This is a genomic window from Bacillus sp. BP-3 (genome assembly GCF_028401955.1).
Taxonomy (GTDB): domain Bacteria; phylum Bacillota; class Bacilli; order Bacillales; family Bacillaceae_G; genus Bacillus_A.
In genome coordinates this window covers 245206-268881 of sequence record NZ_JAQOTJ010000001.1, presented here as the reverse complement: position 1 = coordinate 268881, position 23676 = coordinate 245206, and the positions used below count along the sequence as shown (strand labels likewise).

Genomic DNA, 23676 nt, shown 5'->3' with positions numbered 1-23676 from the left:
AACAAACTGATTTCAATATGAAATCAGTTTGTTTACTTACCATATTACTCTTCTTCGCCTTCTTCTTCAGCAAGAGTGTTAAACATTTCTTGTACCATTTCCCACTCTTCTTCTGATTCGATTGGAAGTAATGTACCACCAGACTCATCTTCGTTTTGCTCGAAAGCCATTGCATCATAAATTGGATCGCCATCTTCGTCAACTTCACCGATTGGTGAGAATACTACGTAAGATTTTTTACCAAATTTGTCAGCATCAAAAGTGAAAATAATTTCACATAGATGTTCGTTACCTTTTTCGTCAACAATTGTAATTTGATTTTCTTCCATTATGGTCACCTCTTATTTACTATCTAAATATCCTTGTAAAATTACGACAGCCGCCATCTTATCAATGACTTGCTTTCGTTTTTTCCGACTTACATCTGCTGAAATGAGCAAGCGCTCCGCTGCCATTGTTGACAGACGTTCATCCCACAGTACAACTTCTAATTGCACGAGTTCATGCAAATTTTCTGCAAATTGCTGACAAGCCTCGCCACGCGGACCGATTGTACCATTCATGTTCTTTGGCAATCCTACTACTATCTTGTCCACATTGTACTGTTTTACTAATTCAGAAATACGATTAAAACCAAATTCGCCTCTTTCTTCATTAATTTTAATCGTTTCTAAACCTTGTGCTGTCCAGCCCATCTCATCGCTTATTGCAACGCCGACTGTTTTTGTACCAACATCTAAACCTAATATACGCATAAACTACTCCTCACGATGATGTTTCAAGTAAGACTTAACAAGCTCCTCAATCAATTCATCACGTTCTAGCTTACGAATAATATTGCGAGCATCTTTATGACGAGGTATGTATGCCGGATCACCGCTTAATAAATAACCGACGATTTGATTAATTGGATTATACCCTTTTTCTTGAAGTGCATCATACACAGTTAATAGTACGTCATTGACATGGACATTTTGTTTTTCTTCTTGGAAGTTAAACTTCATCGTTTTATCGAATCCGTCCATTTTAAGCACCTCACTTTACTAAATATAGAGAGAAAGATATCCCTTCTCCCTATATTGTACACTACTATCTCTTTATTTTGAAACAGATTTAACGTACTCTTCTACAAATGCAAGTGCATCTTCTACTTGTGCTGGATTTTTACCACCAGCTTGTGCCATATCGGGACGACCACCGCCGCCACCGCCGCAGCGAGATGCCACTTCTTTTACAAGTTTACCAGCATGGTATCCTTGCTCGATCAAATCTTTTGTTACGCCAGCAAGAATGTTAACTTTATCATCACTAACAGCTGTAAGCACGATAACTGCAGATTGTAACTTATTCTTTAAATCATCCATCATCGTACGTAAATTATTCATATCTGCAACATTTACTTTCGTCGCAAGTACATTTACACCATCAATTGTACGCACTGCATCTGTTAAATTACCAGCTTCAATGTTGCTTAGTTTTGCTGCAAGAGATTCATTTTCTTTTTGCAATTGTTTTACTTCAGCAAATAAGCCATCTACTCTAGTTAAAATGTCTTTCGGGTTTGTTTTCATTTTATTTGCTGCTTCTTTTAATAAACCTACTTGTTCATTCATTAGTTCATATGCCGATTTCCCTGTTACTGCCTCAATACGGCGCGTTCCTGCTCCAATACCAGATTCAGCAACAATTTTGAAAATACCGATAGATGCCGTATTATCTACGTGACAACCGCCGCAAAGCTCTAAACTATAATCGCCTACTTGTACAACACGTACTACATCCCCGTATTTTTCACCAAACAGTGCCATTGCACCCATCTCTTTTGCTTCTTCAATTGCTTTTTGAGAAATGTCTACTGTGATACTTTCCCAAATTTTCTCGTTTACAATACGCTCAATTTTTTCAAGTTCATCTGCTTGCACTTGACCAAAGTGAGAGAAATCAAAACGTAAACGCTCTGATGTGACAAGAGATCCCGCTTGGTTTACGTGTCCGCCAAGGATATCTTTTAATGCTTGATGCAGAAGGTGAGTTGCTGTATGGTTTTTCACGATTGCTGCACGGTTTTTCGTATCGATTAACGTTTTTACTGCTGCATCTTTCGTTAATGTTCCTTCTTCTACAACTACTTTGTGTAAATTTTGACCATTAGGCGCTTTTTGTACATCTTTTACAAGTACCTTTACGCCATCAGCAAGAAGATAACCACGGTCAGCAATTTGACCACCGCTCTCAGCATAGAATGGTGTTGCATCTAACATTAATTGTCCTTCTTCACCTGCTTGTAGGCTGTCTGTGAACTCACCATTCTTCACAAGTGCAACAACGTTACTTTCTGTTCCAACAGTATTGTAACCAACAAATTCGCTTGCTACTTTAATTTCACCAAGAACCCCGCCTTGTACTTGCATAGAATCAACATCTTGACGAGCTGCACGTGCACGCTCACGTTGTTTTTCCATCTCTGCTTCAAAACCTTCATGATCAACTGTCATGCCAGCTTCTTCTGCATATTCTTCTGTTAACTCAATTGGGAATCCGTATGTGTCATATAGACGGAATGCATCTTCACCAGAAATAACCGTTGATTTTGCCTCTTTTGCTTTACCGATTACTTCAGCTAAAATTGTTTCACCGTCATGAAGTGTTTCATGGAAACGTTCCTCTTCATTTTTCACAACGCGTGCAATGAAATCTTTCTTTTCTAGAACTTCTGGGTAGAAATCTTTCATTACTTCCCCAACTACTGGTACTAATTCGTACATAAATGGACGATTAATATTTAATTTCTTCGCATAACGTACAGCACGGCGTAATAAACGACGTAATACATAACCGCGGCCTTCGTTAGAAGGAAGCGCTCCGTCCCCAACAGCAAACGTTACTGTACGAATATGGTCAGCAATTACTTTAAATGCTGTGTCTTGTTCTTGATTACCAGCACGATATTTTTCACCAGAAATTGCTTCTGTTGCGCCGATAATTGGCATAAATAAATCAGTGTCAAAGTTCGTTGGCACGTTTTGTACAACTGACGCCATACGCTCAAGACCCATCCCTGTATCAATATTTTTCTTTGGAAGCGGCGTGTACGTACCGTCTGGGTTATGGTTAAATTGTGAGAATACAAGGTTCCATACTTCTAAATAACGCTCGTTTTCTCCGCCTGGATATAACTCTGGGTCACTAAAATCATTGCCATAAGCTTCTCCGCGGTCGTAGAAAATTTCTGTATTTGGTCCACTTGGGCCTTCACCGATATCCCAGAAGTTTTCTTCTAAACGAATAATGCGCTCTTTTGGCACGCCCATTTTTTCATGCCAAATCGTAAATGCTTCTTCGTCTTCTGGATGAATCGTAACAGATAGTAATTCCTTATCGAAACCAATCCATTTTTCGCTTGTTAAAAACTCCCAAGCCCATGTAATTGCTTCTTCTTTGAAGTAATCACCAATTGAGAAATTCCCTAACATTTCAAAGAATGTATGGTGACGAGCTGTTTTCCCTACGTTTTCAATATCGTTTGTACGAATTGATTTTTGCGCATTTGTAATGCGTGGGTTTTGCGGAATTACGCGGCCATCAAAATATTTTTTTAATGTTGCAACACCACTGTTAATCCATAAAAGAGATGGATCTTCATGTGGAACTAATGATGCACTTGGTTCTACTGCATGTCCTTTTTCCTGGAAAAAATCTAAAAACATTTGACGAATTTGTGCGCCTGTTAAGTGTTTCATATGTATTTCCTCCTTCATTAAAATCAATTAGAAAACAAAAAACTCCCGTCCCCTATAGCAGGGACGAGAGTTGACTCGCGTTACCACCCTGATTATGAAATAAAAAGCGGATGTGTCTCACTTTTAGACACGACAGCTAGATTGCATATCGTATATCATATGCATATATTTCATCACCTCAAGTTGCCGTAACGTGGCAAGACGGCAGGGATTAGCTGCTCTCAGGAATAGCGTTCTGTTACCCTTCATCTGAAGCTTCTTACAGCCTAAGGAAGCCTCTCTCTGCAAAATGGACTGTAACATACTCGTTCCGTCATCAATTTATCATATACTATATGCCCAAATTGTAGCGAATCCATTTCCATTTGTCAATGTTTCCAAAACGGCTTAGTGTGTACAATAATCGTACGAAGAACTGCTAAAAGCGGCACGGATAATAAAAGCCCAATAATGCCGCCAACTTCTCCACCAACAAGCAATGCAAACATAATAACAACTGGGTGCATCCGTAGCGATCTTCCTACAATATACGGAGATAGTATATTACTCTCAACAAATTGCAAAATCGCAAGCGCGATGCCAGCCTTAATAACTAAATTCATCGATACTGTTGCAGCAATCATTAATGTTGGAATCGCTCCTAAAATAGGGCCAAAATATGGGATAATATCAGTAACCCCAACAATAATTCCTAAAAGCAGTGGATATTTCATCCCAATAAACCAAAAAGCTAGTGCAGAAACCCCTCCTAAAATTAAACAAACAAATAATTGACCGCGAATATAATTTCCAAGAGACTTATCAATTTCTTTTGCTAACTGTTGTCCATCCTTCCGCCACTTAGCCGGTATAAGCTTCCAAAAAATATGATAAAACTCTCCGTAGTCTTTTAATATATAAAATACGATAAATGGAATTAAGAAAATGATAAGAAGGGAATCAAGTATTCCTCTTGCTGTACCCATTACTTTATTTAACAGCGCTTGTATCTTCCCTTCAACCCCCGCAAACATTTGCTTCACTTTCTCATTCACGAACTCAGGAAAATTTTCAGTTTGCTCTCTTACTCCATCCGTCCACGATTCATACATATTTACAAATTGCGGGAATTGTTCGTTCATTTCTTGGAGCTGTGCAACAATGGCTGGTGTTCCTTTATACACACCATATCCAAGACCGCCAAAGAAAAGAATGTAAATGAGTAAAATGGCAAGTGTGCGCGGCACACCTTTTTCATGTAATTTTTCAATAAGCGGATGCAGCAAATAGGCAATAAAGCAAGCGATGAGAAATGGTGTAACAGCAACCTTGAGTACAAACAAAATTGGTGCCCATAGCGGCTTAATTTTCAAAAAGACAAGTAAACACAAAAAAATCAGCAATAATAAACCCAATCGATAAATCCAAATAATTTTAAGATTCTTCAACAGAAAAACCTCCTCTATTTCTTAGTTTGAAAAGAAATAAAGAAGGTTATGTGTAAAAAAATAAAAAACATTGCCGCGTTGCAATATTTTTGTAGGGATTCTTACTGTTTTGTAGAAAAATACATATACTTATAACGATTACAATTTCATGCGATATTACGTATGAATAAGCAACAATATCCCAATTTGTTCCACAAAGTTAGGAGGGAATACAATGGTATGGTTAATGCTGGGTCTTTCTACACTTTGTATGCTATTAGAGTGGGTATGTATTGGTTTTGGCATTTGGAAGGGATTCTTCATTCCCTCTTCAAATCAAGAACGTGCCAGGCATCTTTGGCACTATGGCATTTTAGGACTCGGTTGCTACGGACTTTCTCATCTCTTCTCCCAAATCGGACTGTTTTATCTCTATACAAGTACATATTGAACTACCCCCACCTACCGTTTCGCGCTTGAGGCGGGGGATGAATCGCTAGATATAATAAAAGCTCCCCAAAATTAGGGAGCCTTTCACATACATAATGTAATTTATAAGTAAGACTTCAGCATTTTACGTGCTTTTTTCATATTTCGTTTTGAAAATACATCTTGCTTACGTGCATATTGATATGCCGCTGCTCCTACACCTAACGCTATTAATGATGAGCGCAATTTCAAAGTTAACACTCTCCTTATTAGCCGATTGTCCGTTCATTATCATCAAATAAATCATCTAACGAACTTAATGAACCGTCTTCTTCGACTTGATGTGTATGAATTTTCCCCTTTGAAATCGATAATTCAATAAAGCAGTTCCAACAATAATATTGATTCACACCGATTTTCCCAATATCTTTTCCTTTACAGTTTGGACAACTGAACATATGACGTTCATCTCCTTACAATCTCCCGTATTCTATTACGCCATTATGTCCAAACTGTATATGTTTATACATGAGAAGAACTGCATTACACTATATAATTTCACCTTGCTACATAAAATCATACGGTGAAATGTTTTCCACATCGAGACCTTCCTCAGTCATTACCTCAGTCACTTCGGTCTTTCCTTGCAGGCGATTGCATAATGTCGTTTGCCGGAGTGCATCATCAAGGCGATTTACACCAGATTGAAACGCTGATTCTTCCCCGCAAATAATTAAAAACTTTTTACTGCGTGTAATCCCTGTGTAAATTAAATTGCGGCGCAGCATACGATAATAACTTTTCACAACAGGCATGATTACAATTGGAAATTCGCTTCCTTGTGATTTATGGATTGAACAACAATACGCATGTGTAATTTGATTTAAATCTGCCTTTGTATAGGTCACTTCGATACCGTCAAAAGATACAACAACCATATCTTGTTGTTCCACGTTTTCTTTCGCATAAAACACCGACACAATCTCACCAATATCACCGTTAAACACTTGACTTTCCGGTTGATTGACAAGTTGAAGCACCTTATCTCCAGTCCTGTATACAACTTCGCCATATGCAATCTCTTTTCTTTTTTCTTTTTTCGGATTAAATACTTCTTGCAACGCTTCATTTAATGTATTAATACCTGCTGGCCCTTTGTACATCGGAGCTAGCACTTGTACATCACGCGCACTAAATCCTTTTGTTTTTGCGTTTTCACATACTTTTTTCACAACATCAACAATTTGCGTACCTGTGCAAGCAATAAACGAACGATCTTGCTTGTTTTGCGTTACATCAGAAGGTAATGCACCTTTTTTAATCGCATGAGCAAGCTGAATAACAGATGAACCTTCTGCTTGTCTATAAATTTCCGTAAGCTTTACTGTCGGAATAACGCTGGATTCTAATAAATCTTTCAACACTTGTCCAGGACCAACGGATGGCAATTGATCTTCATCTCCAACGATGATGACTTGAATACTAGATGGCAATGACTTGAATAATTGATTCGCAAGCCAAATATCAACCATAGAAAATTCATCAATAATGAGTAATTTCCCTTTAACAGGATCGTGCTCATTACGTTGAAATGCCCCTTCCGGTGTCCATCCAAGCAGACGATGAATCGTACAAGCAGGCAATCCTGTTGATTCACTCATACGCTTTGCTGCTCTTCCGGTCGGTGCTGTTAATAAAATCGGGAACGGATTTTCATCACTATAATCCTTCGGGTCTAATGATAACCCATGAAGAGAAGCATACATTTCAACAATCCCTTTAATAACAGTCGTCTTTCCAGTACCAGGTCCACCTGTTAAAATCATCAGTGGCTTATGAAGAGCTGTTTGAATACCCTCTTGCTGAAGCGGTGCGTATTGCACGCCGAACTGCTCTTCAATTTTCCCAAGCGTTAACAACAGCTCCGATTCAGGAAAGGAAGGAAGTTCTTCTTGGCCAAGTAAACGATTGATGGAGGCTACAACACCTTTTTCAGAATAGTACAAGGAGGCTAAATATACACGCTCATCTTCTATAATAATTTTCCCTTCTCCTTGCATCATTTCCGCACATTGCAAAACATCTTCTTCTGCAACAGCCGCTTCCTGGTTATTTAATAACTCCATCGTTTGCTGCACTAACTGTGCTCTATTCATATACACATGACCTTCTTGCAGCGAAACGTGCTCTAATGTATAAAAGCATCCTGCTCGTACACGATCGGCATGATTACCAGAGATGCCAAGCGCGCGGCCAATATCATCAGCTCGTCCAAACCCAATACCATCTACTTCTTCAATCAGTTGATACGGATTATTGCGGATGACTTCAAGTGTCATTTCCTTATACTGTTGGTAAATTTTAATAGAAAGCTTCGTTCCAAACCCATAACCATTTAGAAAGCTCATCACTTTTTCAAGACCTTGATGTTCAATAATCGTTTCGTATATTTCTTGTGCTTTTTGTTTATTTACAATCCCGTCCAAAGCTGCGGGATCATCCATAATTTTCGAAATCGCATGTTCACCAAGATGATCAACAATCTTTTCCGCTGTTCGTTTCCCGATTCCTTTAAATAAATCGCTCGCTAAATATTGCACCATTCCTGTTTTTGTTTGCGGTAATTCTTTTTTAAACGTTTCAATATGATATTGTTTCCCGTACTTTGGATGATCTTTAAAATGACCCGTTAGTGTAAACACTTCATCTTCATGCATTCGGGGAAAATGACCTGTTATCATGACCTTTTTTTCGTCATATGTTTCATTCGTTTCAATAATTTTCATACTGACAACGGAATAGAGGTTTTCTTCGTTGTGGAAAATGGTATGAAGAACTTGTGCTTTTATAAACTTTTGCTCTTCCTCAAACAAATCCATCGCATGTTGATTTCCCATTTTACCCCTCCTTCCATTTTATGCGTCTTGCTCTAATAAACGAATACCATTACCAGCTAAAAAGTGATCTGGCTGAATCGCTACAGCTTTCTTAAACATCGCAAGTGCCTTCTCACGATTTTCTTCAAACGCATATGCAACACCTAAGTTGTAATATGCATCCGCATGTTCTTCATCAAGTGCTACAACTTTTTCAAAATAAGGTTTTGCTTCTTTTACATGTTCTAGCCGTGCTAAGCATAATCCGCATTGGAAAATGGCTTCAACGTCATTTTCATCTAATTCAGTAGTACGTTGTAAAAATGGCAGCGCTAAACGGTCATTTCCAAGCTGCACATATGTAATGCCAAGCATAAACGACACATCTCCTGTCTGCAGTCCTGCTTGCATCGCCTTCTCAAACGCTTCTTTTGCCTCTGCAAAACGTTCTTGCTGATAATATATATTTCCTAATCCATAGTATGCTGTAGCAGATTCCTCATCTAATTCAATCGCACGTTTATAAAAGGCAATCGCGCGCTCACTATCTCCTAATACATCTAGTAAATTTGCAAAGTTAATATAACCAAGTGCATCTTTTGGATTTTCCTCAATCGCCTCAGTAAAATTCTTTGCGGCTTCTTCCCAGTTTCCTTCTTGCATATATTGAATACCTATTTCCAGTTTATTTGACATGTATCCTTCACCTCTACAACAAATTATAACAAAGAATCTATTTTCCGAGCGAACGAAAATTCGCTTTTATCTAAAAAGAAACCTCTGACCAATACAAGGCAGAGGTTCTTCTTTCTTATCCTAAATAATCCAGTTTCTTACCATTACAGTATACGTCATCAATTGTCGCACCGCCCAAGCACTCATCTCCATCATAGAAAACAACTGCTTGTCCTGGCGTAATTGCGCGAATTGGTTCATCACAAAGAATGCGAATGGTATTCTCATCAACGATTTGAACCTTTACACCGTTATCTGCTTGACGATAGCGGAATTTCGCTGTACATGTAAATTCTTTTTCTTTCGGCTTATCGCTTACCCAACTTACATTTGTGGCAAATACTTCATCACCATATAACAGTTCATTATGGAATCCTTGTTCTACATATAAAATGTTTTCTTTCAAGTTCTTCCCAACAGCAAACCATGGATCACCATTGCCGCCAATACCAAGGCCATGACGTTGTCCAATTGTATAATACATTAACCCGTCATGTTTCCCTTTCACTTCACCAGATAATGTTTGCATCTGACCTGGCTGTGCTGGCAAGTAGTTGCTTAAAAAGTCTTTAAAGTTACGCTCGCCGATAAAGCAAATGCCTGTGCTATCTTTTTTCGCCGCTGTTGCTAAACCAGCTTCTTTCGCCATTTCACGAATTTGCGGCTTCTTTAACTCCCCAAGTGGGAACATTGTTTTTGATAATTGTTCTTGACCTAGTTGATTTAAGAAATATGTTTGGTCTTTATTATCATCAACGCCGCGCAGCATTTTATATTCCCCATCCATATACGCTACGCGCGCATAGTGTCCTGTCGCTACATAATCTGCACCAAGCGCCATCGCATGTTCTAAAAATGCTTTAAATTTAATTTCTTTATTACACATTACATCTGGGTTCGGTGTACGACCAGCGCGGTACTCATCTAAAAAGTACGTAAATACCTTATCCCAATATTGTTTTTCAAAATTGACTGCATAATATGGGATTCCAATTTGGTTACATACTTCAATGACATCGTTATAGTCTTCTGTCGCTGTACATACACCATTTTCGTCTGTATCATCCCAGTTTTTCATAAAGATTCCGATTACATCATAGCCTTGTTTCTTTAATAACATTGCTGCTACAGATGAATCGACGCCACCAGACATCCCGATGACAACGCGCGTTTCGTGAGGTAGTTTGTTCATCAGGTCACCTCCTATATTAATTTTGTGTTAATCGCTTCACGATCTTCACTGTTTCGTACGTTGCTTTTTCGACCTGTTCTTTCGTATTCCCAAGCCCGAAGCTAAAACGTACGGATGAACGTATTTTATCGGATTCTTTTCCGAACATCGCTACAAGTACATGTGACGGATCAATCGAGCCTGCTGTACAAGCAGATCCGCTTGAAACTGCAACTCCCGCTAAATCTAAATTCATTAAAAATGACTCAATATGCATTCCTATAAAACTTACATTTAATACATGTGGTAAGCTATGCTCTAAGTTTCCGTTTACCTCGAAAGTAATGCCTTCGTCTTTAAAGACAGATATCATTATATCTTTAAATCCATTGTATTGGGCAATTTTTTGCTCACGAGTTTGTTCTGCTAACAAAATAGCTTGCCAAAGTCCAACAATTCCTGGCACATTCTCTGTACCAGCACGGCGTTTTCGTTCTTGCTCTCCGCCTGTTAACAGCGGTTCAAACTTTACATGCTGCCCTGCATATAAAAAGCCCACACCCTTTGGACCATTAATTTTATGTCCAGAAATTGACAAGAGATCAATACCAAGCTCTTTCACATCAATTGTTGTTAAGCCGTATGCTTGTACTGCGTCTGTATGAAAATAAGCACTATGTTCTTTTAATAGAGCTCCGATTTCTGCAATCGGCTGTACTGTACCAACTTCATTATTTCCAAACATAATAGACACAAGAATCGTTTGCTCTGTTAACGCTGCTTGCAAATCTGAAATGTGAATACGCCCTGTTTTATCAACAGGTAAATACGTCACTTCAAACCCTTCTCGTTCTAACACATTACACGTATGCAAAATCGCATGATGCTCAATTGTTGTCGTAATAATATGATTTCCTTTCTTACGATTCGCACGAGCTACACCAAGAAGGGCTAAATTATCAGCCTCTGTACCGCCGCTTGTAAAAATAATTTCATTTGGATTTGCATGAATACTGCGCGCGCACGCACGTCTTGCTTCATCTACTGCATGACGCCCTTGGCGCCCAAAGAAATGGATGCTTGACGGGTTACCAAATACTTCTGTCATATATGGAATCATCTTTTCGACTACTTCTGGGTGAGCCGGAGATGTCGCAGCGTGATCTAAATAAATGCGTTCCATCATATCTCCTTCTTTCCAAATCGTTACACACGGAATTAGATATAAAACATATAACCGCCGTTGTTTTCTTCTTCATAACGTACTAAATCTTCTAACGTTGTACTATCAAGAACTTCTTGCACCGCATCACGAACACGGACCCAAAGCTGACGCTGTGCTGGTTCTTCTTCATCCAACATTTCTACTACGCTAATCGGCCCTTCTAATACGCGGATTACATCACCTGCTGTAATATTAATTGGTTGATCTGATAATACATAACCACCATATGCACCGCGTGTACTTTTTACAAGACGAGCATTACGAAGCGGAGAAATTAATTGTTCTAAATAATGTTCAGATAAATCGTGCGCCTGTGCAATTGATTTTAATGAAATTGGGCCTTCCCCAAACTTTTTCGCAAGATCAATCATAATTGTTAAACCGTAACGGCCTTTTGTTGAAATTTTCATATATGTAGCACCTCTTTTCAAGTCTTTTGCTTCTACTTCTTCGTTATTCTTTTATTTTATAGGAAAAACACTCTCTGAAATCAAAATCCTTTGAAATTATAGCATAATATAGTATGATAAGGAATTTCAACTTTTCTAACAGAAATGATAACATATAAGTATACCAAATAACTCGGAATTTATTATATAAACAAGGCACTGAAGGAGAGAGAACATATGAAACAACCACTCGCACATCGAATGCGTCCGACCAATATCACAGAAGTTATCGGACAAGAACATTTAGTGGGCGAAGGCAAAATTTTATGGCGGATGGTACAAGCAAAGCATCTACAATCAATGATTTTGTACGGGCCTCCCGGAACAGGAAAAACATCAATTGCAAGCGCCATTGCCGGCAGCATCGGTATGCCTTTTCGTCTATTAAATGCTGTTACTCATAATAAAAAAGATATGGAAATTGTTGTCCAAGAAGCAAAAATGCATCGCCATCTCATCTTAATTTTAGATGAAGTGCATCGATTAGATAAAGGAAAACAAGATTTCCTTCTTCCTCACTTAGAGAGCGGACTCATTACATTAATTGGGGCGACGACAAGCAATCCATTTCACGCAATTAATTCTGCTATTCGAAGCCGTTGTCAAATTTTCGAACTACAAGCTTTAACGGAAGAAAACCTTTTACAAGGATTAAAACGCGCTTTAACAGATCAGGAAAAAGGACTAGGAGAATATAACATAATCGTAACCGATGAAGCTCTGCGTCACTTCGCAAACGCATCTGGCGGTGATATGCGCTCTGCCTATAATGCACTTGAGCTCGCAGTCTTATCTAGCTTTACAACAAATGAAGAAACAGTAGAAATTTCACTTGAAATCGCTGAAGAATGTTTACAGAAGAAAAGTTTTGTACACGACAAAGGCGGCGACGCCCATTACGATGTATTATCAGCTTTCCAAAAATCAGTGCGCGGAAGTGATGTAAATGCCGCTCTTCATTATTTAGCCCGCCTTATTGAAGCTGGTGATATGCAAAGCATTGGCAGACGTTTACTAATTATGGCATACGAAGATGTTGGACTTGCGAACCCTCAGGCTGGGCCCCGTACACTTGCGGCCATCGAATCCGCAGAACGCGTCGGCTTTCCAGAAGCTCGCATTCCACTGGCAAATGCGGTCATCGAGCTATGCTTATCACCGAAATCAAATTCAGCATACAAAGCGCTCGATGCAGCGCTTCAGGACTTACGAAACGGACAAACAGGTGATGTTCCAGCTCATTTAAAAGATAGTCACTATAAAGGCGCCGAATCGCTCGGCAGAGGAATTGGTTACCTCTATCCACACGATTATCCTAGTGGATGGGTGCAGCAGCAGTACTTACCAGACAAAATTAAAAATAAGCAATACTATAAACCAAAAACGACTGGTAAATTTGAGCAAGCACTTGCTACTGTTTATGAAAGATTACAACATTCGTATAAAAGTGAATCAAAAGGGTAACATAAGCGAAAACGACATGAAATATGGGGGTTTCACAATGAAAATGCGTCAAGATGCATGGACTGGAGAAGATGATTTACTTCTAGCAGAAACCGTTTTACGTCACATTCGCGAAGGCAGTACGCAATTAAAAGCATTTGATGAAGTGGGCGATCAATTAAACAGAACTTCTGCCGCTTGTGGCTTTCGTTGGAACGCAGAAGTTCGGCAAGGCTATGAAGAAGCTGTGCAAATTGCGAGAAAGCAACGCAAAGAATTAAAGAGAGAACAAGCAGTGAAGCCGAAACCACAAGTATCACGATTAGAGCCGAAGAAAAAAGTTGTTATTGAGGGTGAGTTTTCGGAAGATGTTATTACAAATAAGTCGTCACTTACGATGCAAGATGTCATTTCATTTTTGCAAAATATAGAACAAAACAATCCACGTACAGAAAAGTTACAAACTGAAAACGACACATTACGTAGGCAGCTCGAAACGTTGCAAAAAACAAATCATCAATTAGAGAAAAAGCTTAAAACACTGCAGAAACAACAGCAATCTGTGCAGGAAGATTATGAAACACTCGTTAGAATTATGGACCGTGCACGCAAGCTCGTTCTACTAGATAACCCGCAAGAACAGATGGCACCAATTTTCAAAATGGATCAGAACGGAAACTTAGATATTGTTTACACAGCCGAAAATTAAAATAACAAAACGAGCACATAAAAAACGCATGGATAAAATTCATGCGTTTCATATTCTCTGTTTTACTTATTCTTCAATTTTATAAGCTTTTATATTTCTTTCCATCCGTATCTTGTATCACAATATTCTTATGTAACTTACTTACTCCAATTAAGATAACAGGATTTTCTTCATTCGATTTGCCCTTTTTGATATTCACAGTGACATATGTTGTATCACCTTTTTCCTGAAATTTTGTTACTTCAATTTCACTACCTTTATGCTTAGACCCAACTGCTAACACAATCATTTTTCTTCCTTCTGAAATTGTATAGGTAGAATAGCCTACGAGTGAAGGATTCTCCTGTGCACGTTTCGGAAAATAGTCAATCATTTCTGGCGCCTCATTATACCTTGATTTCTCTAATACCCAATAATCTTCATATGAATTACATGCGGAAAATGAAACGAAACAAAGCAACATAATAAAACTTAACAGAAGTTTCTTATTTCTCATTGTCTCCCTCCTTCATATAAAAATATGCACATCTAACTCTTAACATTTCTCTGAATATTTAACATAAAAAAACACCCATGCTTCCATAAAGAAACATGTGTGCCTCATTTTAGTCTTGTCCGACACGTTTTACTTCAACATCCTTCAAACGTTCACGCACAACATGACTTGCCATAATTAAGCCGGCCACAGACGGAACGAATGCGTTAGAGGACGGTGGTAATTTCGCTTTGCGAATTTTTGCATTTTCATCTGGAACGATTTCTTTACGAATATCTTCACGAATCACAATTGGATTTTCATCAGAGAATACAACTTTCACACCTTTTTTAATACCTTCTTTACGAAGTTTCGTACGAATCACTTTCGCAATTGGATCTGTGTTCGTTTTAGAAATATCGGCAATACGGAAACGAGTTGGATCCATTTTATTTGCTGCACCCATACTTGAAATGATTTTAATTTTACGTCGCAAGCACTGTTTAATTAAATGAATTTTGAACGTAATTGTATCAGATGCATCCACTACGAAATCCAAACCATGTTTAAAGAACTCTTCGTATGTTTCATCTGTATAAAACATTTCTAATGCGATAACTTCGCAGTCTGGGTTAATATCAGCAATACGTTCTTTCATTAGTTCTACTTTTGAACGACCCACAGTAGAAAGTAACGCATGGATTTGACGGTTAACATTTGTAATATCAACAACGTCTTTATCAACTAATACAAGACGACCGACGCCAGAACGCGCTAATGCTTCTGCTGCAAACGAACCAACGCCGCCAATTCCTAGAATACCAACTGTACTATTTTTTAATATTTCAATACCTTCTTTTCCGAAGGCTAATTCATTACGTGAAAATTGATGTAACATGCGGTCTACACTCCTATTACAAAAATGGTCTACCATGTATTCTAGCGTTTTTCCGACTATTTGTATATATCCACTTTGATTTTTTAGCATCTAAGTCGCTGCCGTACAGAATAAAACATAACTGCTGCTTGCTTTCTCTCTTTGTTTTACACTTTGCACGTGGCAGGAAAAGGAACTGACCGCTTCTATGCATGTCCAGTCCCTCTCGCCCATTTAAAAAAATGCTTTTCTGTCGTTTTTCCATAAAGTAACTGAGTAGTTACTTTGTATTTATATAAGTTATATACTCTATAAAAAAATCCTAGATGGAATTAGTATGTCCACCTAGGATTCATTTTTACTTCTCTTCTTTTACTTTTAATTGTAAGTAAAGCTCTTCAAGCTGTGCATCTGCAACTGGGCTTGGTGCTTCTGTTAATAAGCAGCTTGCGCTTGCTGTTTTCGGGAAGGCAATTGTATCACGAAGGTTCGTACGACCCGCAAGTAACATAACAAGGCGGTCTAAACCTAATGCAATTCCTCCGTGCGGCGGTGTACCGTATTCGAATGCTTCTAATAAGAATCCAAACTGCTCTTGCGCTTCTTCTTGTGAGAAACCTAGCGCTTTGAACATTTTTTCTTGTACATCACGCTCATAAATACGAAGTGATCCACCACCAAGCTCATAACCGTTTAATACAAGGTCATACGCTTGTGCACGCGCTTTTTCTGGTGCTGTTTCTAGTAGCTCAACATCTTCGCGGAATGGCATTGTGAATGGATGATGCGCTGCAAAATAACGATCAGCATCTTCATCATACTCAAGAAGCGGCCAATCTGTTACCCATAGGAAGTTAAACTTGCTTTCATCAATTAACTCAAGTTCTTTACCTAAACGTAAACGAAGTGCTCCTAAGCTATCCGCAACAACGCTCTTCTTATCAGCAACGAATAATAATAAGTCACCAGCAGCCCCATCTAACGTGCTCATAAGCGTATTTGCATCTTCTTCGTTAAAGAATTTTGCGATTGGTCCTTTTAAGCCGTCTTCTTCAACTTTTAACCAAGCTAAACCTTTTGCTCCGTATACTTTTACGAATTCTGTTAATGCATCGATATCCTTACGGGAATATTTGCTCGCTGCACCTTTGGCATTGATTGCTTTTACTTGTCCGCCACTCTCTACAGCGCTTGTGAACACTTTAAATCCGCAACCCGCTGCAAATTCTGATAGATCAATTAGTTCCATCGCAAAGCGTGTATCTGGCTTATCAGAACCGTAGCGAGACATCGCATCAGCATACGTCATGCGCGGGAATGGTGCATTAATTTCTACACCCTTTGCTTCTTTCATTACTTTTGTCATCATACGTTCCATCATTTCGAGAATTTCTTCTTGTGTTAAGAATGATGTCTCAATATCGACTTGTGTGAATTCTGGCTGACGGTCTGCACGTAAATCTTCATCACGGAAACAACGCGCTACTTGATAATAGCGCTCAAATCCGCCGACCATAAGAAGCTGTTTAAATAACTGCGGAGATTGCGGCAGTGCATAAAACTCGCCTTCATGTACGCGGCTCGGTACTAAGTAATCACGAGCTCCTTCTGGTGTACTTTTCGTTAAAATTGGTGTTTCTACTTCTAAGAAATCTTCGCTATCTAAGAAATTACGAATTGTTTTTGTTACGTCGTGACGCATTTTAAATGTGTTGTACATAACAGGGCGACGTAAATCTAAATAACGATATTTTAAGCGGACATCTTCTGATGCATCTGTATCATCTGTAATCATAATTGGTGTTGTTTTTGCTGCATTTAGTACGTTTACTTTCGTTACTTGTACTTCAATACGGCCTGTTGCCATATTTTCATTAATCGCACCAGCTGCGCGCTCAACAACTGTACCTTCTACGTGCAGTACGTATTCACCGCGAATTGTTTCTGCTACTTCTAACGCTTCCTTTGAAGTTTCTGGACTAAATACGACTTGTACAATACCTGTACGGTCACGTAAGTCAATGAAAATTAATCCACCTAAATCACGGCGCTTTTGCACCCAACCTTTTAATTGAACCGTTTGTCCCACAGCTTCTACTGTTACTTTTCCGCATGCATGCGTTCTTTCAGCCATTTCTTTTTCCCCCTATAGTGACTTTTCTGCTACGTAAGAAGCAAATACATCTAATGCAACTTCTTCTTGTTCGCCTGTTGCCATATCTTTTAAGTTGATAATGCCTTTTTCTAATTCATCATCACCTAAAACAGCTACAAATTTTGCACTTAGACGATCCGCTGATTTAAACTGTGCCTTCATTTTACGATCTAAGTAATCTTTCTCAACCGCTAATCCAGCCTTACGAAGGTCAAAGACAATTTTTGCAGCATGATCTTTCGCCTTTTCACCAAGCGCTACAACATAACAATCAATGTTATGAGCAATTGGTAATTCAATATTCTCAGCTTTTAACGCCATAATTAAACGTTCAATACTCATCGCAAAACCAATACCAGGCATTTCTGGGCCACCGATTTCTTGTACAAGTCCGTTGTATCGGCCGCCGCCGCTTAATGTTGTAATCGCACCAAAACCTTCTGCTTCGCTCATAATTTCAAATACAGTGTGCTGATAATAGTCTAAACCGCGCACAAGGTTTGGATCTTTCTCAAATGGAATACCCATCATTGTTAATAATTCCTGTACTTTTTCATAGTACGCACTTGACTCTTCGTTTAAGTATTCTGTAATCGATGGTGCTGTGCTCATCAATTCATGATTGCGATCTTTTTTACAATCCAAAATACGAAGTGGGTTTTTCTCTAAACGAGATTGGCAATCTGAACAAAACTCACCAATGCGAGGCTCAAAGTGTGCAATTAACGCATCGCGATGTGCTTTACGGCTCGCTGCATCACCTAAGCTATTTAACACAACTTTAATATTTTTTAGGCCCATGCCGCGGTAAAACTCAACAGCAAGCGCAATCACTTCTGCGTCAATTGCTGGGTCATTACTACCTATCGCTTCAATACCAAACTGAACAAATTGACGATAACGTCCAGCTTGTGGTCTTTCATAACGGAACATCTGTCCAATATAATATAATTTTGTCGGCTGCGTCGCATCACCGAACATTTTATTTTCTACATAAGAACGTACAACTGGAGCTGTTCCTTCTGGACGAAGTGTTAAACTACGCTCCCCGCGATCTTCGAATGTGTACATTTCTTTTTGTACGATATCTGTCGTATCTCCAACACCGCGTAAAAATAATTCTGTATGCTCAAAAATTGGTGTACGAATTTCTTTATAGTTGTAACGACGACAAATTTCACGTGCTTGCCCTTCAATATACTGCCATAATTCCACAGTACCAGGAAGGATATCTTGCGTTCCGCGCGGGATTTGAATAGACATATTCAGTTCCTCCTCATTTTCTCAATAGTAATAAAAATAAAAAAACTCCCGCCTCTACTGATTGTACAGTAGGGACGAGAGTATAATACCCGTGGTGCCACCCTAATTGAAGCACGTATGCTTCCACTTTTTTAATAACGCTTAAATTGCGTTCGACCTCTACTAAGCACTATGCTGTTCAAGACGAAACCTACAGAGTGTCATTCGATCAGTCATCATGCAGAAATGTTTTCAGCCTTAGACATTTCCTCTCTTTTCATGTGTCTCTTATCTACTCTTCTCTATCATCGGTTTATACCATATGTAACTGTAAAAAATGAATTTGTTTACTACTATACGATTATTCACAATTATTGTCAAGATTCTCAAGAACGTCCGAGGTGCTTCTTTAACGTTTTTACATCTTTTAAAGAAATCCCAAATTCAGAAGCAAGTTCTAGCGATGTATTTTGCTGTTCTTTTGAAATAAACTCATGAAAATTCACATTAAACAATTGGTTTGCTCCGTTAGTAGCAAAGTTTCCCTTTTCATTCATACGCATACGTATATCCCTCACATTCGGTAGTGGAATTCTAATGAATAGTGTTCCATATTGATGTAAGGGTTATACGTTGTTACTAAGAGGAATCATCTGATAAAGTTCTTTTCGCCTAACAATCACACTACACACATACTATAACTTACCTTCAATCGCATCATCTTTCCATATTTCTTCAATATGTTCTGTTAGCTCTAATAAAATTTCTTCTACTGATTCCTTTACTAAATCTCCCATAATTCTGCATCCAGGTATATTCTTAGAAACAGGTAAACCAAGCCACGTTTGTTCACATTTCCAAATTGTCACTATATATACACCAAGTAACTCATCTTCTTCCGATATTGCCATAACAACAGCAGAATTGTATCCAGGAGTAAAATGATTTTCTCCCTCTATCTCAAGTCCTACATCAAAATCTATATTTTTTTCTGCGAAAACGGGTTTATATTTTTTTAACAATAATGCAATAGGCTCTTTTAAAGATTGTTCTATCTCCTTAATCTGTGCTAATAAATTTGGCAAAAATTCCTTGTATGAATACTGCATAATATCGAGCACCTTCTATATAATTTAATCCATAACAATAATAACTGGAAATATCATTCCTTATTTTTACCTATAACTAGTCCTTTTTGGTTCTCATAATAGTATCCTGATCGTGATGCGCTATACAAACAGGGATAGATATATTATATTTTTTTACTATGTTCAAGAATGAAACAATCGTTCTAACAATCAACAGAAACGTTATGCATATGTTTTAAACAAATCAAAAAAGAGAGGAGAACACCCCCCTCTCTTCGACCATCACTATTTACTCTCTACAATCAATGTCACTGGACCATCATTAACAAGCTGAACGTCCATCATTGCTCCGAACTGCCCTGTTTCTACATGCAGTCCTTGTTTGCGAAGTTCTTCGTTAAAGAATTCATATAAGCGCTCTGCGTAGTCAGGTTTTGCTGCATCCATAAAGTTTGGCCTTCTTCCTTTTCGGCAATCTCCATATAACGTGAACTGAGAAATGGAAAGAACTTGTCCACCAACATCTAATACAGAATGGTTCATTTTTTCGTTTTCGTCTTCAAAAATGCGTAAGTTTGCAATTTTTTCAGCGATATATGTTGCATCTTTTTCCGTATCTTCATGGGCGATTCCAACTAATAGTGTTAAGCCGAAAGGAATTTGCCCTACAACTTCACCTTTTACCGTTACAGATGCTTCTTTTGATCGTTGTAAGACAACTCTCATTTCACTTCACTCCCTATTAATGCATCATGCGGCGCACTGCATAAATTTCTGGAACCCGTTTAATGCGCTCGACAACTTTTTTCAAATGCTGTAAGTTACGAATTGAAATAGACATATGAATCGTCGCCATTTTGTTGCGATCACTTCTTCCTGAAACAGCTGAAATATATGTTTTCGTTTCTGTTACAGCTTGCAGTACTTCATTTAGTAAACCGCGGCGATCATAACCCGAAATTTCAATATCAACATTGTATTCAATTTCTTTTTCTGGGCTGCCTTCCCACTCTACTTCTAACAGTCTTGCCTGCGCTTCTTCTGTATGAATATTTACACAGTCTGTACGGTGAATCGAGACACCGCGACCTTTTGTAATATAACCAATGATATCGTCGCCCGGAACTGGATTACAGCACTTCGATAAACGGATAAGTAAATTATCTGCACCGCTTACTTTTACACCAGAATCCCATTTACGAATTTTCATTGGTTTTCGAACTTCTTTTACTTCTGTTAAATCTTCTTCACGTTGCTTACGGAATTTATCTGTTAAGCGCGTCACAATTTGCGATGCAGTAATTCCGTTATATCCAACAGCTGCAAACATATCTTCTTCATTTGCAAAATTAAACTTCTCAGCAACGCGCTTTAAATTATCAGATGCTAACACTTCTTTCATCTCATACTCAAGGCCTCGCACCTCTTTTTCAACAAGCTCGCGACCTTTTTCAATATTCTCATCGCGGCGTTGCTTTTTGAAAAATTGACGAATTTTATTTTTCGCATGGGATGTTTGCGCTAATTTCACCCAGTCCTGACTCGGGCCATACGAGTGTTTAGACGTTAAAATTTCAATGATGTCACCTGTTTTTAACTTATAATCTAAAGTGACCATTTTACCGTTTACTTTTGCACCAATCGTTTTATTCCCGATTTCAGAGTGAACGCGGTAAGCAAAGTCAATCGGTACAGAGCCAAGCGGCAATTCCATGACATCGCCTTTTGGTGTAAAGACAAACACCATATCAGAGAATAAATCAATTTTTAATGATTCCATAAATTCTTCTGCATTCGAGGCTTCATTTTGCCATTCTAAAATTTGACGGAACCATGTTAGTTTTTTCTCAAGTGTACCTGTTGTTTCAGCCGTTTTTCCTTCTTTATATGCCCAGTGGGCCGCAATTCCGAATTCGGCAATTTCATGCATTTCTTTCGTACGAATTTGCACTTCAAGCGGATCGCCTTTCGGTCCAATTACTGTCGTATGCAGCGACTGATATAAGTTCGCTTTTGGCATTGCGATATAATCTTTAAAACGCCCCGGCATCGGCTTCCAGCACGTATGAATAATACCTAAAACGGCATAGCAATCTTTAATACTATTTACGACAACACGAACAGCTAACAAATCGTAAATTTCATTGAATTGTTTATTTTGCATTGCCATTTTTCGATAAATGCTATAAATATGCTTTGGACGACCAGAAATTTCTGGTTGAATCGCGACTTCTTTTAATTTGTCACGAATTTCCATCATAACTTCATCCAAATATTCTTCGCGCTCTGCACGTTTACGTTTCATTAAGTTGACAATACGGTAATATTGCTGCGGATTTAAGTAACGAAGCGATGTATCTTCTAGTTCCCACTTAATCGTATTAATTCCGAGCCTGTGTGCTAATGGAGCGAAAATTTCTAATGTTTCATTTGCAATGCGGCGCTGCTTTTCTTGTGGTAAATGTTTCAATGTTCGCATGTTGTGAAGTCGGTCTGCAAGCTTAATTAAAATAACACGAATATCTTGCGCCATTGCGATAAACATTTTTCGATGATTTTCCGCCTGCTGCTGTTCATGAGATTTGTATTTAATTTTCCCGAGCTTCGTTACACCATCAACAAGCATCGCAATCTCTTTTGTAAATTCACGTTCAATGTCTTCTAATGTTACATCTGTATCTTCTACTACATCATGTAAAAACCCCGCAGATACAGTAGATGGATCCATGTGTAAGTCCACTAAAATTCCTGCTACTTGAATAGGATGGATAATATATGGTTCACCTGATTTTCGGTATTGCTCGCTATGTGCCGCACGTGCAAATTCATAAGCGCGCGCCACAAGATCGATATCATCATCGTGTAAATATTGCCCTGCTTTCTCCAGTACCTGCTCAGCTGTTAGTACTTGTTCATTCGCCATCTAATCACCTTTTATTAAAGATTCATAATCTCTTTCCTTGCCAATTAGAATAATTTTTATCTTACCATTATAACGTAATGATTGTGAATTGTGAAAAGGAAAAGATTTTACTGACATTTCACTTTACTTTTTTCGATACATATATAAAAATACCCGATCCTCTCAAAGAGATTCACGGGTACTCCGCATGTCGCCCTGTTTACAATTAATATTGTTCTAACACTAACACATCATAGCCATCTAACATTTTACGGCCATCTAAGTAAGTAAGCTCTACTAAAAATGCGATACCTGCCACAACACCGCCAAGTTCTTCTACTAGCTTAATTGTTGCTTCAATTGTTCCACCTGTAGCTAATAAGTCATCTGTAATTAATACGCGTTGACCTGGTTTGATTGCATCTTTATGAATTGTTAACACATCTTTACCATACTCTTTACCGTAATCTACTGTGATTACTTCGCGTGGTAATTTACCTAATTTACGAACTGGTGCAAAGCCTACTTCTAATGCGTAAGAAACTGGACATCCAATAATAAAACCACGTGCTTCTGGTCCTACTACTAGGTCGATATTTCTTTCTTTTGCATATGCAACGATTGCATCTGTTGCTGCTTTATATGCTTTTCCATCGTTCATTAAAGGTGTGATGTCTTTAAAGACAATACCTTCTTTCGGATAATCTGGTACGATTGCAATATGTTGCTTGAAATCCATATTTATGAATCCTCC

The 23676-nt window shown here is 38.4% G+C and carries 24 protein-coding genes and 1 other annotated feature; of the genes, 3 read left to right on the top strand and 21 right to left on the bottom strand.

Annotated features, from left to right (window positions below):
• Positions 1-44: 44 nt before the first annotated feature.
• The 5 genes from PLX19_RS01395 to PLX19_RS01375 form a co-directional block, all read right to left on the bottom strand.
• Complete coding sequence (locus PLX19_RS01395) at positions 45-329, bottom strand: DUF1292 domain-containing protein (protein WP_272186726.1); 285 nt, start codon at positions 327-329, stop codon at positions 45-47.
• Positions 330-341: 12 nt separating this feature from the next.
• Positions 342-755, bottom strand: a complete 414-nt coding sequence (gene ruvX / locus PLX19_RS01390) for a Holliday junction resolvase RuvX (RefSeq protein ID WP_272186725.1) — start codon at positions 753-755, stop codon at positions 342-344.
• Between the two features lie 3 nt (positions 756-758).
• A complete protein-coding gene (locus PLX19_RS01385) occupies positions 759-1025 on the bottom strand; it encodes an IreB family regulatory phosphoprotein (RefSeq protein WP_035434175.1) in 267 nt (88 codons plus the stop codon).
• 72 nt (positions 1026-1097) lie between these two features.
• Positions 1098-3740 carry an alanine--tRNA ligase gene (alaS, locus tag PLX19_RS01380; protein ID WP_272186724.1) on the bottom strand — a complete coding sequence of 881 codons (2643 nt, stop codon included), beginning with the start codon at positions 3738-3740 and terminating at the stop codon, positions 1098-1100.
• A 368-nt stretch (positions 3741-4108) separates the two neighbouring features.
• Complete coding sequence (locus tag PLX19_RS01375) at positions 4109-5185, bottom strand: AI-2E family transporter (RefSeq protein ID WP_272186994.1); 1077 nt, start codon at positions 5183-5185, stop codon at positions 4109-4111.
• A 196-nt stretch (positions 5186-5381) separates the two neighbouring features.
• Here PLX19_RS01375 and PLX19_RS01370 point away from each other — a divergent pair, with 196 nt between their 5' ends.
• Positions 5382-5597 carry a hypothetical protein gene (locus PLX19_RS01370; RefSeq protein ID WP_272186723.1) on the top strand — a complete coding sequence of 72 codons (216 nt, stop codon included), beginning with the start codon at positions 5382-5384 and terminating at the stop codon, positions 5595-5597.
• Positions 5598-5698: 101 nt separating this feature from the next.
• Here the strand turns inward: PLX19_RS01370 and PLX19_RS01365 are convergent, their stop codons facing one another.
• The 7 genes from PLX19_RS01365 to cymR form a co-directional block, all read right to left on the bottom strand.
• On the bottom strand, positions 5699-5827 hold the full coding sequence (locus PLX19_RS01365) for a YrzQ family protein (protein ID WP_272186722.1): 129 nt from the start codon (positions 5825-5827) through the stop codon (positions 5699-5701).
• Positions 5828-5844: 17 nt separating this feature from the next.
• Positions 5845-6033, bottom strand: a complete 189-nt coding sequence (locus tag PLX19_RS01360) for a hypothetical protein (protein ID WP_035434183.1) — start codon at positions 6031-6033, stop codon at positions 5845-5847.
• A gap of 108 nt (positions 6034-6141) precedes the next feature.
• Positions 6142-8472, bottom strand: a complete 2331-nt coding sequence (recD2, locus tag PLX19_RS01355) for an SF1B family DNA helicase RecD2 (RefSeq protein ID WP_272186721.1) — start codon at positions 8470-8472, stop codon at positions 6142-6144.
• 18 nt (positions 8473-8490) lie between these two features.
• A complete protein-coding gene (locus tag PLX19_RS01350) occupies positions 8491-9147 on the bottom strand; it encodes a tetratricopeptide repeat protein (protein ID WP_272186720.1) in 657 nt (218 codons plus the stop codon).
• 115 nt (positions 9148-9262) lie between these two features.
• Entirely contained in the window at positions 9263-10378 is a 1116-nt protein-coding gene (mnmA, locus tag PLX19_RS01345) for a tRNA 2-thiouridine(34) synthase MnmA (RefSeq protein ID WP_272186719.1), read from the bottom strand.
• A gap of 16 nt (positions 10379-10394) precedes the next feature.
• Positions 10395-11540, bottom strand: coding sequence for a cysteine desulfurase family protein (locus PLX19_RS01340; RefSeq protein ID WP_272186718.1), 1146 nt, complete (start codon positions 11538-11540; stop codon positions 10395-10397).
• Positions 11541-11575: 35 nt separating this feature from the next.
• On the bottom strand, positions 11576-11992 hold the full coding sequence (gene cymR / locus PLX19_RS01335; RefSeq protein WP_272186717.1) for a cysteine metabolism transcriptional regulator CymR: 417 nt from the start codon (positions 11990-11992) through the stop codon (positions 11576-11578).
• A gap of 216 nt (positions 11993-12208) precedes the next feature.
• Here cymR and PLX19_RS01330 point away from each other — a divergent pair, with 216 nt between their 5' ends.
• Together PLX19_RS01330 and PLX19_RS01325 are read left to right on the top strand one after the other, a co-directional pair.
• Entirely contained in the window at positions 12209-13495 is a 1287-nt protein-coding gene (locus tag PLX19_RS01330; protein ID WP_272186716.1) for a replication-associated recombination protein A, read from the top strand.
• 37 nt (positions 13496-13532) lie between these two features.
• Entirely contained in the window at positions 13533-14183 is a 651-nt protein-coding gene (locus PLX19_RS01325; RefSeq protein ID WP_272186715.1) for an RsfA family transcriptional regulator, read from the top strand.
• Between the two features lie 79 nt (positions 14184-14262).
• Here the strand turns inward: PLX19_RS01325 and PLX19_RS01320 are convergent, their stop codons facing one another.
• The 9 genes from PLX19_RS01320 to PLX19_RS01280 all read right to left on the bottom strand — a co-directional run bounded on the left by PLX19_RS01320 (position 14263) and on the right by PLX19_RS01280 (position 23661).
• On the bottom strand, positions 14263-14679 hold the full coding sequence (locus PLX19_RS01320) for a hypothetical protein (RefSeq protein ID WP_272186714.1): 417 nt from the start codon (positions 14677-14679) through the stop codon (positions 14263-14265).
• 109 nt (positions 14680-14788) lie between these two features.
• Positions 14789-15556: a tRNA threonylcarbamoyladenosine dehydratase gene (locus PLX19_RS01315; RefSeq protein WP_272186713.1), complete on the bottom strand. Its 768-nt coding sequence runs from the start codon at positions 15554-15556 to the stop codon at positions 14789-14791.
• Between the two features lie 337 nt (positions 15557-15893).
• A complete protein-coding gene (aspS, locus tag PLX19_RS01310; RefSeq protein WP_272186712.1) occupies positions 15894-17669 on the bottom strand; it encodes an aspartate--tRNA ligase in 1776 nt (591 codons plus the stop codon).
• 12 nt (positions 17670-17681) lie between these two features.
• Positions 17682-18953 (bottom strand): histidine--tRNA ligase, encoded by a 1272-nt coding sequence (gene hisS / locus PLX19_RS01305; protein ID WP_272186711.1) that lies wholly within the window; start codon positions 18951-18953, stop codon positions 17682-17684.
• Positions 18954-19020: 67 nt separating this feature from the next.
• Positions 19021-19250: a binding site (T-box leader), on the bottom strand.
• Between the two features lie 68 nt (positions 19251-19318).
• The gene (locus PLX19_RS01300; RefSeq protein ID WP_272186710.1) at positions 19319-19495 is read right to left on the bottom strand and encodes a hypothetical protein; all 177 of its coding nucleotides are present in this window, start codon (positions 19493-19495) and stop codon (positions 19319-19321) included.
• 132 nt (positions 19496-19627) lie between these two features.
• Positions 19628-20041, bottom strand: a complete 414-nt coding sequence (locus PLX19_RS01295; RefSeq protein ID WP_272186709.1) for a hypothetical protein — start codon at positions 20039-20041, stop codon at positions 19628-19630.
• Positions 20042-20305: 264 nt separating this feature from the next.
• Positions 20306-20746, bottom strand: coding sequence for a D-aminoacyl-tRNA deacylase (dtd, locus tag PLX19_RS01290; protein WP_272186708.1), 441 nt, complete (start codon positions 20744-20746; stop codon positions 20306-20308).
• Positions 20747-20762: 16 nt separating this feature from the next.
• Positions 20763-22943: a GTP diphosphokinase gene (relA, locus tag PLX19_RS01285; protein WP_272186707.1), complete on the bottom strand. Its 2181-nt coding sequence runs from the start codon at positions 22941-22943 to the stop codon at positions 20763-20765.
• Positions 22944-23148: 205 nt separating this feature from the next.
• Entirely contained in the window at positions 23149-23661 is a 513-nt protein-coding gene (locus PLX19_RS01280) for an adenine phosphoribosyltransferase (protein ID WP_272186706.1), read from the bottom strand.
• Positions 23662-23676 lie beyond the last annotated feature (15 nt).

Excerpts from the sequence above, each read along its gene's own strand:
- PLX19_RS01280 (WP_272186706.1), bottom strand. The coding sequence starts at position 23,661 with ATGGATTTCAAGCAACATATTGCAATCGTACCAGATTATCCGAAAGAA.
- PLX19_RS01360 (WP_035434183.1), bottom strand. The coding sequence starts at position 6,033 with ATGTTCAGTTGTCCAAACTGTAAAGGAAAAGATATTGGGAAAATCGGT.
- PLX19_RS01295 (WP_272186709.1), bottom strand. The coding sequence starts at position 20,041 with ATGCAGTATTCATACAAGGAATTTTTGCCAAATTTATTAGCACAGATT.
- relA (WP_272186707.1), bottom strand. The coding sequence starts at position 22,943 with ATGGCGAATGAACAAGTACTAACAGCTGAGCAGGTACTGGAGAAAGCA.
- dtd (WP_272186708.1), bottom strand. The coding sequence starts at position 20,746 with ATGAGAGTTGTCTTACAACGATCAAAAGAAGCATCTGTAACGGTAAAA.
- recD2 (WP_272186721.1), bottom strand. The coding sequence starts at position 8,472 with ATGGGAAATCAACATGCGATGGATTTGTTTGAGGAAGAGCAAAAGTTT.
- PLX19_RS01315 (WP_272186713.1), bottom strand. The coding sequence starts at position 15,556 with ATGTTACATCAATTTTCACGTAATGAATTAGCCTTCGGAAAAGAAGGT.
- PLX19_RS01320 (WP_272186714.1), bottom strand. The coding sequence starts at position 14,679 with ATGAGAAATAAGAAACTTCTGTTAAGTTTTATTATGTTGCTTTGTTTC.
- PLX19_RS01395 (WP_272186726.1), bottom strand. The coding sequence starts at position 329 with ATGGAAGAAAATCAAATTACAATTGTTGACGAAAAAGGTAACGAACAT.
- mnmA (WP_272186719.1), bottom strand. The coding sequence starts at position 10,378 with ATGAACAAACTACCTCACGAAACGCGCGTTGTCATCGGGATGTCTGGT.
- PLX19_RS01350 (WP_272186720.1), bottom strand. The coding sequence starts at position 9,147 with ATGTCAAATAAACTGGAAATAGGTATTCAATATATGCAAGAAGGAAAC.
- alaS (WP_272186724.1), bottom strand. The coding sequence starts at position 3,740 with ATGAAACACTTAACAGGCGCACAAATTCGTCAAATGTTTTTAGATTTT.
- hisS (WP_272186711.1), bottom strand. The coding sequence starts at position 18,953 with ATGTCTATTCAAATCCCGCGCGGAACGCAAGATATCCTTCCTGGTACT.
- PLX19_RS01330 (WP_272186716.1), top strand. The coding sequence starts at position 12,209 with ATGAAACAACCACTCGCACATCGAATGCGTCCGACCAATATCACAGAA.
- PLX19_RS01340 (WP_272186718.1), bottom strand. The coding sequence starts at position 11,540 with ATGGAACGCATTTATTTAGATCACGCTGCGACATCTCCGGCTCACCCA.
- PLX19_RS01370 (WP_272186723.1), top strand. The coding sequence starts at position 5,382 with ATGGTATGGTTAATGCTGGGTCTTTCTACACTTTGTATGCTATTAGAG.
- PLX19_RS01325 (WP_272186715.1), top strand. The coding sequence starts at position 13,533 with ATGAAAATGCGTCAAGATGCATGGACTGGAGAAGATGATTTACTTCTA.
- ruvX (WP_272186725.1), bottom strand. The coding sequence starts at position 755 with ATGCGTATATTAGGTTTAGATGTTGGTACAAAAACAGTCGGCGTTGCA.
- aspS (WP_272186712.1), bottom strand. The coding sequence starts at position 17,669 with ATGGCTGAAAGAACGCATGCATGCGGAAAAGTAACAGTAGAAGCTGTG.
- PLX19_RS01300 (WP_272186710.1), bottom strand. The coding sequence starts at position 19,495 with ATGCGTATGAATGAAAAGGGAAACTTTGCTACTAACGGAGCAAACCAA.
- PLX19_RS01385 (WP_035434175.1), bottom strand. The coding sequence starts at position 1,025 with ATGGACGGATTCGATAAAACGATGAAGTTTAACTTCCAAGAAGAAAAA.
- cymR (WP_272186717.1), bottom strand. The coding sequence starts at position 11,992 with ATGAAAATTTCAACAAAAGGCCGTTACGGTTTAACAATTATGATTGAT.